Below are 13,775 nucleotides of genomic sequence, written 5' to 3' on the forward strand. Positions count from 1 at the left end.
CAGTCTTCGCGGATCGGGGGCACGTTTCACGTGAAACACCCCCAGCGTACCGGGCACCCCAAGATCGGCTCCCCACCATTAAGAGGTGGCGATCGGTGGCACTTGAGGATCTCCTCTCCATAAAGTGGGGCAATGCGCACTGGTGAGCCTCTGCCCGCCGTGGGGGAGGTCCTCGCCGCCCTCGCGACCGGCATGTGGCACTGGGACACCGCCACCGACAAGGTCACGGTCGATGCCGAGGCCGCTCGGCTGCTCGGCCTGCCCGCCGAGGAGACCACCCTCACGGAGGCCCAGGCCAGGGCCCGTCTCCATCCGGTCGACTGGAACGAGATCACGGGCGTGGTCGGACTGGCCGTCGCCGAGGGCACGCTGGCCGAGGTGCGGATCCGGATCATGGACGAGCACGGCCGGGTGATCCGTGTCGTCCGCTCCCGCTCCAAGCCGTCGTTCGACCCCGAGAAGCGGGCCTTCCAGCTGATCGGCACCCTTCAGGAGGTCGCCGAGCCGACGCCGGGCACACCGGCCGGGCGCAGCGCCGTCACCGGCGACTGGCGGCGCTCCCGGGAGGCGTTCCTGCTGGACGCGGGCCGTGCGCTGGCCGAGGCGCGGTCGACGGCGGAGGTGCTGCGGGTGGCGGCGGGTCTGTCGATGCCGGGGTTCACCCCGGACGGGCTCGCGGTCTTCGGCGTCGAGGGCGACCGGCTGACGATCATCGGCCACCACGGGCACCAGCCCGGCGATGACGGCCCCTTCTCGCACATGTCCCTGGACACGGACTACCCGGCCGCCGAGGTGGCCCGCACCGGCCGTGCCGTCTACATCTCCACCCCCGATCAGTACAAGGCCCGCTACCCGGCCACCTGGCCGCTCGCCTCCTCGTTCGGCCGCCACTCCTGGGCCTTTCTGCCGCTGACCGTGGCCGGGCGCACGATGGGCGCCTGGATGGCGGCCTTCGCCTACCCCGTCACCTTCAATCCGGACGAGCGGTCCGTGCTGACGACGGTGGCCCGCATGCTGGCCCAGGCGCTGTCCCGGGCCGGCGCCGCCGAGACCGAGCGCGCGCTGACCGACGGCCTCCAGCGCTCGATGCTGCCGACGCTCGGCCCGCAGATACCGGGTATGAGCGTCGCCGCCCGCTACGTGCCCACCGGCGGCGGCCTCCAGGTGGGCGGCGACTGGTACGACATGATCCCGCTGCCCGGGGGCCCCTCCACCGGGGCGGGACGGATCGCCCTGGTCATCGGCGACGTCCAGGGCCACGACGTCCGGGCGGCCGGCCTGATGGGCCAGCTGCGGATCGCCCTGCGGGCCTACGCCTCCGAGGGCCACCGCCCCGACGCGGTGCTCTCCCGCGCCTCGCGCTTCCTCCACGGCATGACGGACGGCGTCACCGAGGACGACGCGTTCAACGACCTGCGCTTCGCGACCTGTCTGTACGTGGAGGCCGACCCGGCGACCGGCACCCTTCACATCGCCCGCGCCGGGCACCCCGACCCGGCGATCCGGATGGTGGACGGCACGGTGCTGGCCCGGCCGACGGCGGGCGGCCTGCCGCTCGGCATCGACCCGGACGCCGACTACCCGACCACCCGGATCACCCTCGAACCCGGCGAGACCATGCTGATCTGCACCGACGGTCTGATCGAGACCGGCGGGCACGACCTGGAGAGCGGCTGGCAGCGGCTGCGCACGATCCTCGAGGAGCACAAGGGTGATCTGGAGGAGCTGGCGGACGCCCTGGTGCAGGGCGTGCACGGGCCCTCCTCGCACCACACCACCGGCCCGTTCGCCGACCGGCGCGAGGACGACATAGCCGTACTGCTGCTGCACCGGCCGGGGGAGAGCAGCGGCGAGACCCTGTTCGCGCCGCCGCCCGTGCGCCGCACCATGCTGTCCGTCGCGCAGGCCGAACCGGAGCGGGTGGCGGTGGCCCGCCAGCAGCTGCGCGAGCTGCTGCACGACTGGCTCTCGCCGGACCAGGTCGACTCGGCGGTGCTGCTGGTCTCGGAGATGCTCACCAACGTCCTGGTGCACACCGACGCCGACGCCCTGCTGCTGGCCGAGGTGCGCGGCGAGCCCGGCAGCCGCCGGATGCGCGTCCAGGTCACCGACACCAGCGACGCCCTCCCGCACAAGCGCCGCCCCGGCGAACTGGCCTCCTCCGGTCGCGGCCTGGTCCTCATGGAACTCCTCGCCGATGCCTGGGGCGTGGACCCTCAAGGTGAAGGCAAGAGCATCTGGTTCGAGCTCTACGAGTCCGACGCCTCGGCCCCGGAGGAGCCGGACGGCTCACTCCCGGGATAGCGCGCCCGCAGTTCGTGGACGACCCCGAAGGCCGCCGCCGTGAGGGGTACGGCGAGCAGCATGCCGAGGATGCCCGCCACGGACGCTCCCGCCGTGATCGCGAGCAGCACCACCGCGGGGTGCATCTGCACCGTCCGGCTCTGGATCATCGGCTGGAGCACATGCCCCTCCAGGACCTGCACGGCAAGGACGACCCCGAGCGCCCACAGCGCGATCACGAAACCCCGATCCGCCAGGGCGACCAGCACGGCCACCGCACCGGAGAGGAAAGCGCCCAGGTAGGGGACGTAGGCACCGACGAAGACGAGCGCACCGAGTCCGACGGCACCGGGCACGTCCAGCACCAGCAGCCCGACAGTGATGCAGACGGCGTCGATGAGCGCGATGAGGGTGGCGCCGCGCATGAACCCCTCGACGGCCTCGAAGGCCCGTCGCGCCATGGCCTCGAGCGTGTCGCCGCTTTGGCCCGGCGCGATGCCGCGGATCAGGCCGACGGCTCTGGGCGCGTCCCGCAGGAAGAAGAAGACGAGGAACAGGGCGAGCACGGCCATGGCGATGCTCTCCCCGACCACGCTGACCCCGCTGATGACGTTGGAGGCGGCCGTACCGCCGAACTTGCCGAGCAGGTCCTTCGCGTTGGAGGCGAGATCGTCCAGCGAGGTCCCGGCGGCGCCGAAGCGGTCGGCGACCCCCTAACCCGCGTCCTTCAGCGAGGCGATGATCTGGTCCCCGGTGTCGATGAGCGCGGCAACAACGATGTACACGGCCCCGCCGACGACAGCCAGGACAGCCACACATGTGAGCCCGGCCGCCACGGACCGGTTGACCTTCGCCTTCACCAGCCGCCGGTGCAGCGGCCTGAGGAGCGCCGTACCCAGCAGCGCGAGCAACACCGGCGTGACGGCGGTCCTGAGCTCCGCGCAGAGCCGGATGCCGACGTACACGACCCCGGTTACCAACAAAATGACGGCACACCAGGCGGCGAGACGGCGGACGGGGCCGGGTAGCAGCGATTGCGGGGGCGCCTGCATCCTTCCATCTGGCCATACGTCAGTCCCAGGGTCGCGCAGGCACAGCCGAACGAGGCGCCCCCGTTTTCCCACTGTTCACGCTTCAACTGCCGGGCCCACCAGCGCAGATCACTTTACGCAATCGACTGCGACACCCCTCAGCGATCACTTAGCGTTCGCGGTAACAAACAACCCCGGTCGGGTGTTACCAGCACCCGCCGGGGTCTCACCACAGGATCGACAGGACCGATCTGATGGATATCAGCGACTCTAACGCCGCCCTGCCCGCTCCCGACCGCCTCGTGGCTACCGGGATGGCGATTCACGCAGCCGTGTACGTACGACAGTCCGAGCGCCGAGCCACCGGCAGCGAAGCCAGCACCGCTGCGCAGCGCGACGAGTGTCTGAAGGCCCTGCAGCGATGGGACGTTCGGCCGGCCCGCGTCGAGGTGTACGAGGACCTGGGGGTAAGCGCCTTCAAGAACGTGACGCGCCCCGCATACGAGCAGCTGCTGCGTGATGTACGAGCCGGACGCATCAACGTGATCATGGTGCACTACATGTCCCGGCTCAGTCGGAAGACCGCCATGGAGACCTTCGACGAACTTCGCCCCCTGCTCTTGAACCGGGTTCGAATCGTCAGCGTCGGCGAGCATCGCGAGTTCCACGCGGACAACCAATTCGCCCTCATGGAACTCCTGTTCAAGCTTCAGGCCAACCACGAAGAGAGTCTGAACAAGAGCGTCGCCGTCAAGGCCGCGAAGGCCCTGGAGGCCGGCTTGGGCGGCTACACGGGCAAGGCCCCCTTCGGCTTCACTCTCGTCCACGAAACACGAATGGCTGCCGACGGCCGACCGGTGAACGTAAAGATCCTCACGCCCGATGCGGAGCACGAAGCACCCGTCGTCCGCCGCATCGTGGAGATCGTCGAGACGTGGATCACGACGGACGACACATCCGGCTCGTGCTGGAAAATTGCCCGTCAACTCGAAGCGGAAGGACACCTGACGCGCGGCCAGAGGACCCTGCAGCAACGCCGAGACGCACGCTGGGAAGACAAGACCGTAAAACGCATTCTGACCGACCCGCGTATCGCCGGATTCGCCTGCGAGGGCGCGTACGGCTTCCGCCGGGACGGTACGCCGAGCAACAAGATCGTCGAGTACCGGATCATCAGGGACGGCAACGGTGACCCCGCATCGGCGTACACACCGATCGTCAGCCCTGAGCGTTGGCGCCGCGTGCAGGAGTGGGTCGAAAATCGCCACCCAGGCGGGGACTGGCAAGGCAAGCCGTCAGGCGTCCTATCCGCGATGAAGCTCCTCTACTGCGAATGCGGCGCGCTCATGACTTATGGCGGAAGCGGCGGCAAGAAGCACTATCGGTGCCGTCGGCGGGTCGTGAAGCCCGGACAGCACACCGGCGGCGTGACCATCGGAGCCAAGGGCGTCGAGGAGTATCTGGCACACCGGATTCTGGCCCTGGTGGTGGCCCCAAGGAGCGACGGAGCGGCGATGAACGTTCTCGCCAACGCGTCGTCGCGGTATGCACGCGACCAAGAGCAGCAGGAGCCTGCGCAGGTCACACAGGAGCGAGACGATCTCTTGGCCGAACGGTCCAACCTGCGGCACGCACGGCTGCAGCATCACGCGGACAAGCAACGCACGATACTGAAAGGCGGCTTTGCCGACGCCTTGGCGCGAGACGAGTGGGACGAAGCCGACCGCATCCTCGCTGATCGCATGAGGGCGCTTGACGCCCGCATCGCAACGCTGGAGAACAGCACGCGAATGGAACTGCCCTGCTCGGTCTGGCTGCCACAAGACGGATCGGACCCGATCGGACCCGGGTCATGGTGGGGGCAGACCACCCGCGACGACAAGCGCGCCTTCCTCCGGCTCTTCCTGGACCGTGTGGAGGTCCGCAAGGCCTACCGGCACGCCGGACAGGGCGTACCCGCCTGCTCACGCGTCAGCATCACGTGGGCGGGTGGCGCGAACCTCGATGGCCCGCCAGATGCCGGGAAGCCTCCCGAGAGCGCCTGAGCAGCGGCCCGGCACTCGGCTTCCCGGCAGCCCCCGCCATAACGCTCCATGTCGTGGCGGGGGCTTGTCCGGGCCACGATGCGGCTCTCGGACTGCAGAGGATCTACAGGCCGCCCTCCGTCATCCCGTGCACCGCGGGGATCGTCCCCAGGCGGCCCTTCTGGAAGTCCTCGAAGGCCTGCTGGAGTTCGTCACGGGTGTTCATGACGAAGGGGCCGTAGTGCGCCATGGGCTCACGGATCGGCTGCCCGCCCAGGAGCACGACCTCCAGGTCCGGCGTGTTGGAGTCCTGCTGCTCGTCCGCGCGGACGGTCAAGGAGCCGCCGGCGCCGAAGACCGCCGTCTGACCCAGGTGGACCGGGCGGCGCTCGGCGCCCACGCTGCCGCGCCCGGCCAGGACGTACGCAAGGCCGTTGAAGTCCGCGCGCCACGGCAGCGTGATCTCCGCGCCCGGCGCCAGGGTCGCGTGGACCATCGTGATCGGCGTGTGCGTGATGCCGGGGCCCTGGTGGCCGTCCAGTTCGCCCGCGATGACGCGGAGCAGCGAACCACCGTCCGGCGAGGTCAGCAGCTGCACCTGGCCGCCACGGATGTCCTGGTAGCGCGGGTCCTTCATCTTGTCCTTGGCGGGCAGGTTGACCCAGAGCTGAAGGCCGTGGAAGAGGCCGCCGGACATGACGAGCGACTCGGGCGGGGTCTCGATGTGCAGCAGGCCGGAGCCCGCCGTCATCCACTGGGTGTCGCCGTTCGTGATGGTGCCGCCGCCGCCATTGCTGTCCTGGTGGACGAACGTTCCGTCGATGATGTACGTCACGGTCTCGAACCCCCGGTGCGGGTGCCAGGGGGTCCCCTTCGGCTCGGATGGCCCGTAGTCCACCTCGCCCATCTGGTCCATCATGATGAACGGGTCGAGGTACTTGTAATTGATCCCGGCGAACGCCCTGCGCACCGGGAAGCCCTCGCCCTCGAAACCGCTCGGCGCGGTCGTGACGGCGAGCACGGGACGTGCCACGGCATCGGCCGGCGCGGTCACGCGCGGCAACGTCAGCGGGTTCTCGACGGTCACTGCAGGCATGTCGGTACCTCCTTGTGTGCGACCAGTTTAGTTGAGTATTAAACTTTCTGCCACCCACAACAGAGGGAGCCCGGAGGGCATTCCCTCCGGGCTCCCTGGGGTGGGTGTCAGCCGTACATCCGGCGCATCGCGAACTCGACCATCTGCTCCACGGCCTTCGCGTCGAAGACCATCCGGTGCTCGCCCTCCATGTCGACGACGAAGCCGTAGCCGGTGGGCAGCAGGTCGATGACCTCGGCCCCGGTGATCACGAAGTACTTGGACTCCTTGCCGGCGTACCGGCGCAGCTCCTTGAGGGAGGTGAACATCGGGATCACCGGCTGCTGGGTGTTGTGCAGCGCGAGGAAGCCGGGGTTGTCGCCGCGTGGGCAGTAGACCTTCGACGTGGCGAAGACCTGCTGGAAGTCCTCCGCGGACAGCTGGCCGGTGGTGAAGGCCCGCACCGCGTCGGCGAGCGACGGCGGGGACGGCTCGGGATACAGCGGTGGCTGCTGCCCGTAGCCGCCCGGGCCCGGCGGCGCCTGGGCGTACTGCTGCTGAGTACCCGCACCCACGTTCTGGTCGTAGCCGTACATGAGCGCAAGAGTACTGAGTCACAGATGACCCATTCGGGGTTGCTTCTTATTACCGACGGGTAGCATCATCGTAGCTACTTGTTGGTACGTGAACTAGAAGCAGCGCGAGGGTCCACAACCAGTGCCTCGCCGATATCTCTCAACGGAGCCGTCGCCATGGGGCACTACAAGTCGAATCTCCGCGACATCGAGTTCAACCTGTTCGAAGTCCTCGGACGGGACAAGGTGTACGGCACCGGGCCGTTCGCCGAGATGGACTCCGAGACCGCGAAGAGCATCCTCGAGGAACTGACCCGGCTCGCGGAGAACGAGCTGGCGGACTCCTTCGCGGACGCAGACCGCAACCCGCCGGTCTTCGACCCGGAGACGAACACCGCTCCCGTCCCGGAGACGTTCCGCAAGAGCTACAAGGCCTTCATGGACTCGGAGTACTGGCGCCTGGGCCTGCCCGAGGAGATAGGCGGCACCACCTCCCCGCGCTCCCTGATCTGGGCGTACGCGGAGCTGGTGCTCGGCTCGAACCCGGCCGTGTGGATGTACGCCTCCGGCCCGGCCTTCGCCGGCATCCTCTTCGACGAGGGCAACGACGTACAGAAGCACATCGCGAAGATCGCCGTGGAGAAGACCTGGGGCTCCACCATGGTGCTGACCGAGCCCGACGCGGGCTCCGACGTCGGCGCCGGCCGCACCAAGGCGGTCCAGCAGGAGGACGGCTCCTGGCACATCGAGGGCGTGAAGCGCTTCATCACCTCCGGTGAGCACGACATGGAGGAGAACATCCTCCACTACGTCCTCGCCCGTCCCGAGGGCGCCGGCCCCGGCACCAAGGGCCTGTCCCTCTTCCTCGTCCCGAAGTACCTCTTCGACTTCGAGACCGGCGAGCTGGGCGAGCGCAACGGCGCGTACGCGACGAACGTCGAGCACAAGATGGGCCTGAAGGCCTCCAACACCTGCGAGATGACGTTCGGCGACCGGCACCCCGCCAAGGGCTGGCTGATCGGCGACAAGCACGACGGCATCCGCCAGATGTTCCGCATCATCGAGTTCGCCCGCATGATGGTCGGCACGAAGGCGATCTCGACGCTGTCGACCGGCTACCTGAACGCGCTCGAGTACGCCAAGGAGCGCGTCCAGGGCCCCGACCTGGCGAACTTCATGGACAAGTCCGCGCCGAAGGTCACCGTCACGCACCACCCCGACGTGCGCCGCTCGCTGATGACGCAGAAGGCGTACGCCGAGGGCATGCGCGCGCTGGTCATGTACACCGCCTCGATCCAGGACGACATCCAGGTCAAGGAGGCGAACGGCGAGGACGCCAAGGCCGAGAACGCGCTCAACGACCTGCTCCTGCCGATCGTGAAGGGCTACGGCTCCGAGAAGGGCTACGAGCAGCTCGCCCAGTCGCTGCAGACCTTCGGAGGCTCCGGCTTCCTGCAGGAGTACCCGATCGAGCAGTACATCCGCGACGCCAAGATCGACACCCTCTACGAGGGCACCACCGCGATCCAGGGCCAGGACTTCTTCTTCCGGAAGATCGTCCGCAACCAGGGCGCCGCGCTGAACTCGCTCGCCGAGGACATCAAGAAGTTCCTGGCGCTCGGCGAGGGCGGCGAGGAGCTGGCGGGCGCCCGCGAGTACCTGGCGAAGGCCGCCGTCGAGCTGGAGGCCATCGTCGGCCTGATGCTGACCGACCTCGCGGCCACCGAGCAGGACGTCAAGAACATCTACAAGGTGGGCCTGAACACCACCCGCCTGCTCATGGCCTCCGGTGACGTGGTCGTCGGTTACCTGCTGCTGAAGGGTGCCGCGATCGCCGCCGAGAAGCTTCCGACTGCGGCCGGCAAGGACAAGGCGTTCTACCAGGGCAAGATCGCGGCGGCGAAGTTCTTCGCGGCGAACGTCCTGCCCGGCGTCACCGGCGCGCGCAAGCTCGCCGAGGGTGTCGAGCTGGACCTGATGGAGCTGGACGAGGCCGCGTTCTAGCCCACCCGCCAGGGGTTCCGGCAGCCCGGCTTCTGGGTAGCCAGAATTCCATATCGCCCTCACGAGGGCCCGCTCCCAGGACGAGGAGTGGGCCCTCGTACGTCGTTAAGGTGAACCCCATGAGCGAACCCCACCGCTTCGACCGCGGCCACACCGACGACCTGATGTCCTTCCTCGCGGCGAGCCCGTCGCCGTACCACGCGGTGGCGAGTGCCGCCGAGCGGCTGGAGAAGGCCGGGTTCCGGCAGGTCTCGGAGACGGACGCCTGGGACTCGGACGCATCGGCTGTCTCCGCCTCGGGCAGCGGCGGCCGGTACGTGCTGCGCGGCGGCGCGATCGTGGCCTGGTACGTCCCCGAGGGAGCGGCGCCCCACACGCCGTTCCGTATCGTCGGCGCGCACACCGACTCCCCGAATCTGCGGGTCAAGCCGCAGCCGGACACCGGAGCGCACGGCTGGCGCCAGGTGGCGGTCGAGATCTACGGCGGGCCGCTGCTGAACTCCTGGCTCGACCGCGATCTGGGCCTCGCGGGCCGGCTGACCCTGCGGGACGGCTCGACGCGCCTGGTCAACGTCGACCGGCCGCTGCTGAGGGTCCCCCAGCTCGCCATCCACCTGGACCGCTCGGTGTCGGCCGAGGGCCTCAAGCTCGACAAGCAGCGCCACATGCTGCCGATCTGGGGGCTGGCCGACGACGTGCGCGAGGGCGATCTGATCGCCTTCCTGGAGGAGGAGGCGGGGCTCGGCGCGGGCCAGGTCACCGGCTGGGACCTGATGACGCACTCCGTGGAGCCGCCGTCCTACCTGGGCCGGGACAAGGAACTCGTCGCCGGGCCGCGCATGGACAACCTGCTCTCGGTCCACGCGGGCGTGGCCGCGCTGGCCGGGGTCGCCGGACACGACCTGCCGTACATCCCCGTGCTCGCCGCCTTCGACCACGAGGAGAACGGCTCGCAGTCGGACACCGGCGCGGACGGGCCGCTGCTCGGCAGCGTGCTGGAGCGTTCGGTGTTCGCGCGCGGAGGGACCTTCGAGGACCGGGCGAGGGCCTTCGCGGGCACGGTCTGCCTGTCGTCGGACACCGGTCACGCGGTTCACCCCAACTACGCGGAGCGGCACGACCCGACGCACCACCCGCGGGTCAACGGCGGGCCGATCCTCAAGGTCAACGTCAACAACCGCTACGCCACCGACGGTTCGGGCCGCGCGGTCTTCGCAGCCGCCTGCGAGAGAGCCAACGTCCCCTTCCAGTCGTTCGTCTCCAACAACTCCATGCCGTGCGGCACCACGATCGGCCCGATCACCGCGGCCCGGCACGGCATCAGGACCGTTGACATCGGGGTGGCGATCCTGTCGATGCACAGCGCCCGCGAGCTGTGCGGGGCGGACGACCCGCATCTGCTGGCGAACGCGCTGGTGGCATTCCTGGATGGCTAGCCTCCGGCCCGGGTCCCCTGCGTAGGACGGCACTTGGGTGGCCGAGCCGGTCTTCCCGGCGAGCATCCACCTGGTGAGGGGCGGCCGGGAGGACCACGTCGACGTTACGTGAGATGCGTGGCCACGGCCTGAGCGGTCGCCTCCGCATGAGCAGCGGCCCTCCGGGTACACGGAGTTGACCGGGAGTCCGGAAGCAACCGGACCGGACAGGGAGGCGACACTCATGAGCCTCGGCGGATGCATCATCCTCATCGCCGCGGGAGCAATTCTCACCTTCGCGACCGACTGGCACATGAAGGGGGTCAACCTCGACCTGGTCGGCATCATCCTCATGGTCGTCGGACTGATCGGCGTCACCACCTTCAGCAGCATCGCGCGCCGCCGGCGCGTGGTGGTGCCGCCCACGACCCCGGTCGTGGAGGAGGAGGGCCACCACCACCATCACCGGGACGGCTACAGCGACGGCTACGGCATCTGATCGTCCATCCCGGCGAGCACCAGCGGCAGCCGGTCCGCTCCACCCTCGGTGAGGCGGACCGGTACGCCCCAGTCCTGCTGATGCACATGGCAGGCCGGGTACTCTGCCCCGGTCTTCGACCCGAAGCTGCCACCCGCCTGGTCGTCGTCGCACGACGCGGCCATCGCGGAGACGTGGAGGACACCCTCGGTGATCTTCGGGTTCAGTTCCAGGGCACGGGTCAGGTCCGTGCCCGCGCCCTCCCCTGCGAGCAGCAGCTCCGGCGGGGTCGCGGAAACCAGCAGACGGGTCGAGGGGCCGTACCGCGTGTCGAGCTTCTGGCCCGCGGGGGCCTGGAAGACCACGTCCAACTCCAGCCTGCCGGGAGCGACTTCGGTGGCGGCGCGCCGGGTGCGGTGGGCCACCGAGGCCACCTTCACGGCCTCCTCCGGCAGGCGCAGCCGGGTCAGCCGGTGCCGGGCCGACTCGACCACCACGATGTCGTCGCCGGCGAGCACCGCGTCGCTCGGCTCCCGCAGGTCCGTGGCCAGGGTGGTGACCTCGCCGGTCGCGGGGTCGAAGCGGCGCAGCGCGTGGTTGTAGGTGTCGCTGACCGCGACCGAGCCGTCGGGCAGCGCGGTGACGCCCAGCGGGTGCTGGAGCAGGGCCTGTTCGGCGGCGCCGTCGCGGTGCCCGAAGTCGAACAGCCCGGTGCCCACGGCAGTGTGGACGCCGCCGTCGAGGTCCACCCAGCGCAGGGCGGACGTCTCGGAGTCGGCGAGCCAGAGGCGGTCGGCGGTGGCGGCGAGCCCGGAGGGCTGCGCGAACCACGCCTCGGCGCCGGGCCCGTCCACGAGCCCCTCGTTGGTCGTGCCCGCCGCGACGGTGACCGTTTGCGCCGCCGGGTCGTAGGCCCACAGCTGGTGCACGCCCGCCATGGCGATCCAGACCTTGCCGCCGAAAAGGGCGACGTCCCACGGTGAGGACAGGTCGATCTCCCGGGCCGGGCCCGAGGTGGGTGAGCCCTGCCACCACTGCCGGCCGGTGCCCGCCAGGGTGGTGACCTCGCCGGAGGCCAGGTCGAGCCGCCGCAGGGCGTGGTTGACGGTGTCGGCGACGACGACCGAGCCCCCGTCGAGCAGGGCGAGTCCCTGCGGCTCGCTGAAGGCGGCGGTGTCCGCCGGGCCCTCCGTGAACCCGCGCGTGCCGGATCCGATGCGCCGCACGACGTTCTCCCCGTCCGCCGCCAGCTCCACCAGCTGATGCCGGGTGGTGTCGCTCACCAGGAAGGTCCCGGACGGCAGCAGGAGCGCCTTGCCCGGGAAGCGCAGGGCGGTCGGCTGCGGCTCCGGCGCGACGTACGGACCGTCCCCGCGCCGCAGCGTCCCCTTCGCCGCGTGCTCGGCCTCCAGCTCCGTCACCAGGCGCTCGATGGCGTGCACATGGCCCTCACCGGCGTGCTGCGCGACGACGTACCCCTCGGGGTCGATCACCACGAGCGTCGGCCACGCGCGCACCGCGTACTGCTTCCAGGTCGCGAGCTCCGGGTCGTCCAGCACCGGGTGCGCCACCCCGTACCGCTCCACGGCGTCGACCACCGCCGCGTGCTCCGCCTCGTGGACGAACTTCGGCGAGTGCACACCGATCACCACGACGGTGTCCGCGTGCTTCTCCTCCAGCTCACGCAGCTCGTCCAGGACGTGCAGGCAGTTGATGCAGCAGAACGTCCAGAAATCGAGCAGGACGATGCGCCCGCGCAGGTCGGCCAGCGTGTACTGCTTGTCACCCGTGTTCAGCCAGCCGCCCTTGCCGATCAGCTCGGGGGCACGAACCCGGACGCGGCGGGGAGTGGATTCGGTCATGGATCAAGGGTGCCACCCGACACCGACAACCGGCCCGGCACCCGCTTCCGGGCCGGCCCCCGGACCCCGCTCGCCCCCTCAGTCCTGGTGGATCACATTGCTGCCCGGACCGCCCGAGAGCGTGTCCGTGCCGGGGCCGCCGTAGAGCCGGTCGTTGCCGCTGTTGCCGTAGAGCTTGTCGTTGCCGCTGTTGCCGTACAGGACATCGTTGCCCTTGCCGCCGTAGAGCGAGTCGTCGCCGGTGCCGCCGTAGATGCTGTCGTTGCCGTCGTCGCCCGACAGGTACTGGGCGCCGTCGCCGCCGTGCAGCTCGTCGTCGCCCGCGCCGCCCTGGACGATGTTGTCGCCACCGCTCGCGAAGATCGTGTCCTTGCCGTCGCCGCCCCAGGCCAGGCCCTCGGCGCCCACGGTGATCGTGTCGTCGCCCGCGTCGCCGGAGACGTAGGCGCCGTCGAGGCGGCCGGTGTCGATCGCCTTGTCGTCGCCCGCGCCCAGGGTGATCTCGGCGTAGTAGTAGATCTGGTCGGTCGCGTTGTTGTACGCGGCCTTGTCGTTGCCGTCGCCGAGGTCCATGACCAGGGCGGCGTACGGGTCCTGGCTGTCCACGTTCGTGACCGTGCACGAGACCTTGGTCAGGTCGGACCCGTCGAGGTACGTGCAGTCGTGGCCCGCGCTGATCGGGACGACGTCGTCGATCACGTAGGTGATGCCGGTGCGGTCCGCGGTGTACGACGCGGTGACCATGGCCGTGTTGGTCTGGCCGGGGGCCGCCTTGTAGGTGAGCTGCCAGTCGTAGCCGTTGACCGCGGCGGTGGCCGGTGCCGTCGCGGCGGCGGCCGGTCCGGCCACGGCGAACGGGACGGCGACGGCCGCGCCGAGGGCCGGCGTCACCGCCAGAACGGCGCGTATCAGCCTGCGGCGGGCGGGACGAAAGCGCATGAAAGACCTCCGAGAGAAACGTGAGCAGCCGTGCGGCTTGCTCAACGTCCGACTCGGGTCCCGCCCGTTTGGTTGGCCAACTCCCGCCC

The 13,775-nt window shown here is 69.7% G+C and carries 9 protein-coding genes and 1 pseudogene; 5 read left to right on the forward strand and 5 right to left on the reverse strand.

Translation table 11 applies throughout. From position 1 onward, the window contains the following. Positions 1–132: 132 nt before the first annotated feature. Positions 133–2,304, forward strand: coding sequence for a SpoIIE family protein phosphatase (locus tag ACGFYN_RS15200; protein WP_393866284.1), 2,172 nt, complete (start codon positions 133–135; stop codon positions 2,302–2,304). Here ACGFYN_RS15200 and ACGFYN_RS15205 read toward each other — a convergent pair. Then, positions 2,250–3,335 (reverse strand): annotated as a pseudogene (locus ACGFYN_RS15205) (AI-2E family transporter). The gene ACGFYN_RS15200 and the pseudogene ACGFYN_RS15205 overlap by 55 nt on opposite strands. Before the next feature lie 233 nt (positions 3,336–3,568). On the opposite strand from ACGFYN_RS15205, the gene ACGFYN_RS15210 reads away from it, so the two are divergent. After that, positions 3,569–5,359: a recombinase family protein gene (locus ACGFYN_RS15210; RefSeq protein WP_393866285.1), complete on the forward strand. Its 1,791-nt coding sequence runs from the start codon at positions 3,569–3,571 to the stop codon at positions 5,357–5,359. Between the two features lie 103 nt (positions 5,360–5,462). On the opposite strand, the gene ACGFYN_RS15215 is transcribed toward ACGFYN_RS15210, so the two are convergent. Further along, a complete protein-coding gene (locus ACGFYN_RS15215) occupies positions 5,463–6,434 on the reverse strand; it encodes a pirin family protein (protein ID WP_393866286.1) in 972 nt (323 codons plus the stop codon). Positions 6,435–6,541: 107 nt separating this feature from the next. Continuing rightward, positions 6,542–7,009, reverse strand: coding sequence for an SseB family protein (locus tag ACGFYN_RS15220; protein ID WP_393866287.1), 468 nt, complete (start codon positions 7,007–7,009; stop codon positions 6,542–6,544). Between the two features lie 156 nt (positions 7,010–7,165). Here ACGFYN_RS15220 and ACGFYN_RS15225 point away from each other — a divergent pair, with 156 nt between their 5' ends. The 3 genes from ACGFYN_RS15225 (at position 7,166) to ACGFYN_RS15235 (ending at position 10,906) form a co-directional block, all read left to right on the forward strand. Next, the gene (locus ACGFYN_RS15225) at positions 7,166–8,992 is read left to right on the forward strand and encodes an acyl-CoA dehydrogenase (RefSeq protein ID WP_393866288.1); all 1,827 of its coding nucleotides are present in this window, start codon (positions 7,166–7,168) and stop codon (positions 8,990–8,992) included. A gap of 119 nt (positions 8,993–9,111) precedes the next feature. Then, on the forward strand, positions 9,112–10,428 hold the full coding sequence (locus tag ACGFYN_RS15230; RefSeq protein ID WP_393866289.1) for a M18 family aminopeptidase: 1,317 nt from the start codon (positions 9,112–9,114) through the stop codon (positions 10,426–10,428). Between the two features lie 223 nt (positions 10,429–10,651). Next, the gene (locus ACGFYN_RS15235) at positions 10,652–10,906 is read left to right on the forward strand and encodes a hypothetical protein (RefSeq protein WP_393866290.1); all 255 of its coding nucleotides are present in this window, start codon (positions 10,652–10,654) and stop codon (positions 10,904–10,906) included. Here ACGFYN_RS15235 and ACGFYN_RS15240 read toward each other — a convergent pair. Together ACGFYN_RS15240 and ACGFYN_RS15245 are read right to left on the reverse strand one after the other, a co-directional pair. After that, the gene (locus ACGFYN_RS15240) at positions 10,894–12,747 is read right to left on the reverse strand and encodes a thioredoxin-like domain-containing protein (RefSeq protein ID WP_393866291.1); all 1,854 of its coding nucleotides are present in this window, start codon (positions 12,745–12,747) and stop codon (positions 10,894–10,896) included. The two genes, ACGFYN_RS15235 and ACGFYN_RS15240, sit on opposite strands and share 13 nt — an antisense overlap. A 78-nt stretch (positions 12,748–12,825) precedes the next feature. Further along, the gene (locus ACGFYN_RS15245; protein WP_393866292.1) at positions 12,826–13,686 is read right to left on the reverse strand and encodes a calcium-binding protein; all 861 of its coding nucleotides are present in this window, start codon (positions 13,684–13,686) and stop codon (positions 12,826–12,828) included. Positions 13,687–13,775: the final 89 nt, after the last annotated feature.

This window comes from Streptomyces sp. NPDC048419, assembly GCF_043200415.1.
In the GTDB taxonomy this organism is placed as follows: Bacteria; Actinomycetota; Actinomycetes; order Streptomycetales; family Streptomycetaceae; genus Streptomyces.

Bases quoted from the DNA above. Each gene is read 5' to 3' on its own strand.
- ACGFYN_RS15200 (WP_393866284.1), top strand. From the start codon at position 133: ATGCGCACTGGTGAGCCTCTGCCCGCCGTGGGGGAGGTCCTCGCCGCC.
- ACGFYN_RS15220 (WP_393866287.1), bottom strand. From the start codon at position 7,009: ATGTACGGCTACGACCAGAACGTGGGTGCGGGTACTCAGCAGCAGTAC.
- ACGFYN_RS15240 (WP_393866291.1), bottom strand. From the start codon at position 12,747: ATGACCGAATCCACTCCCCGCCGCGTCCGGGTTCGTGCCCCCGAGCTG.
- ACGFYN_RS15245 (WP_393866292.1), bottom strand. From the start codon at position 13,686: ATGCGCTTTCGTCCCGCCCGCCGCAGGCTGATACGCGCCGTTCTGGCG.
- ACGFYN_RS15235 (WP_393866290.1), top strand. From the start codon at position 10,652: ATGAGCCTCGGCGGATGCATCATCCTCATCGCCGCGGGAGCAATTCTC.
- ACGFYN_RS15225 (WP_393866288.1), top strand. From the start codon at position 7,166: ATGGGGCACTACAAGTCGAATCTCCGCGACATCGAGTTCAACCTGTTC.
- ACGFYN_RS15230 (WP_393866289.1), top strand. From the start codon at position 9,112: ATGAGCGAACCCCACCGCTTCGACCGCGGCCACACCGACGACCTGATG.
- ACGFYN_RS15215 (WP_393866286.1), bottom strand. From the start codon at position 6,434: ATGCCTGCAGTGACCGTCGAGAACCCGCTGACGTTGCCGCGCGTGACC.
- ACGFYN_RS15210 (WP_393866285.1), top strand. From the start codon at position 3,569: ATGGATATCAGCGACTCTAACGCCGCCCTGCCCGCTCCCGACCGCCTC.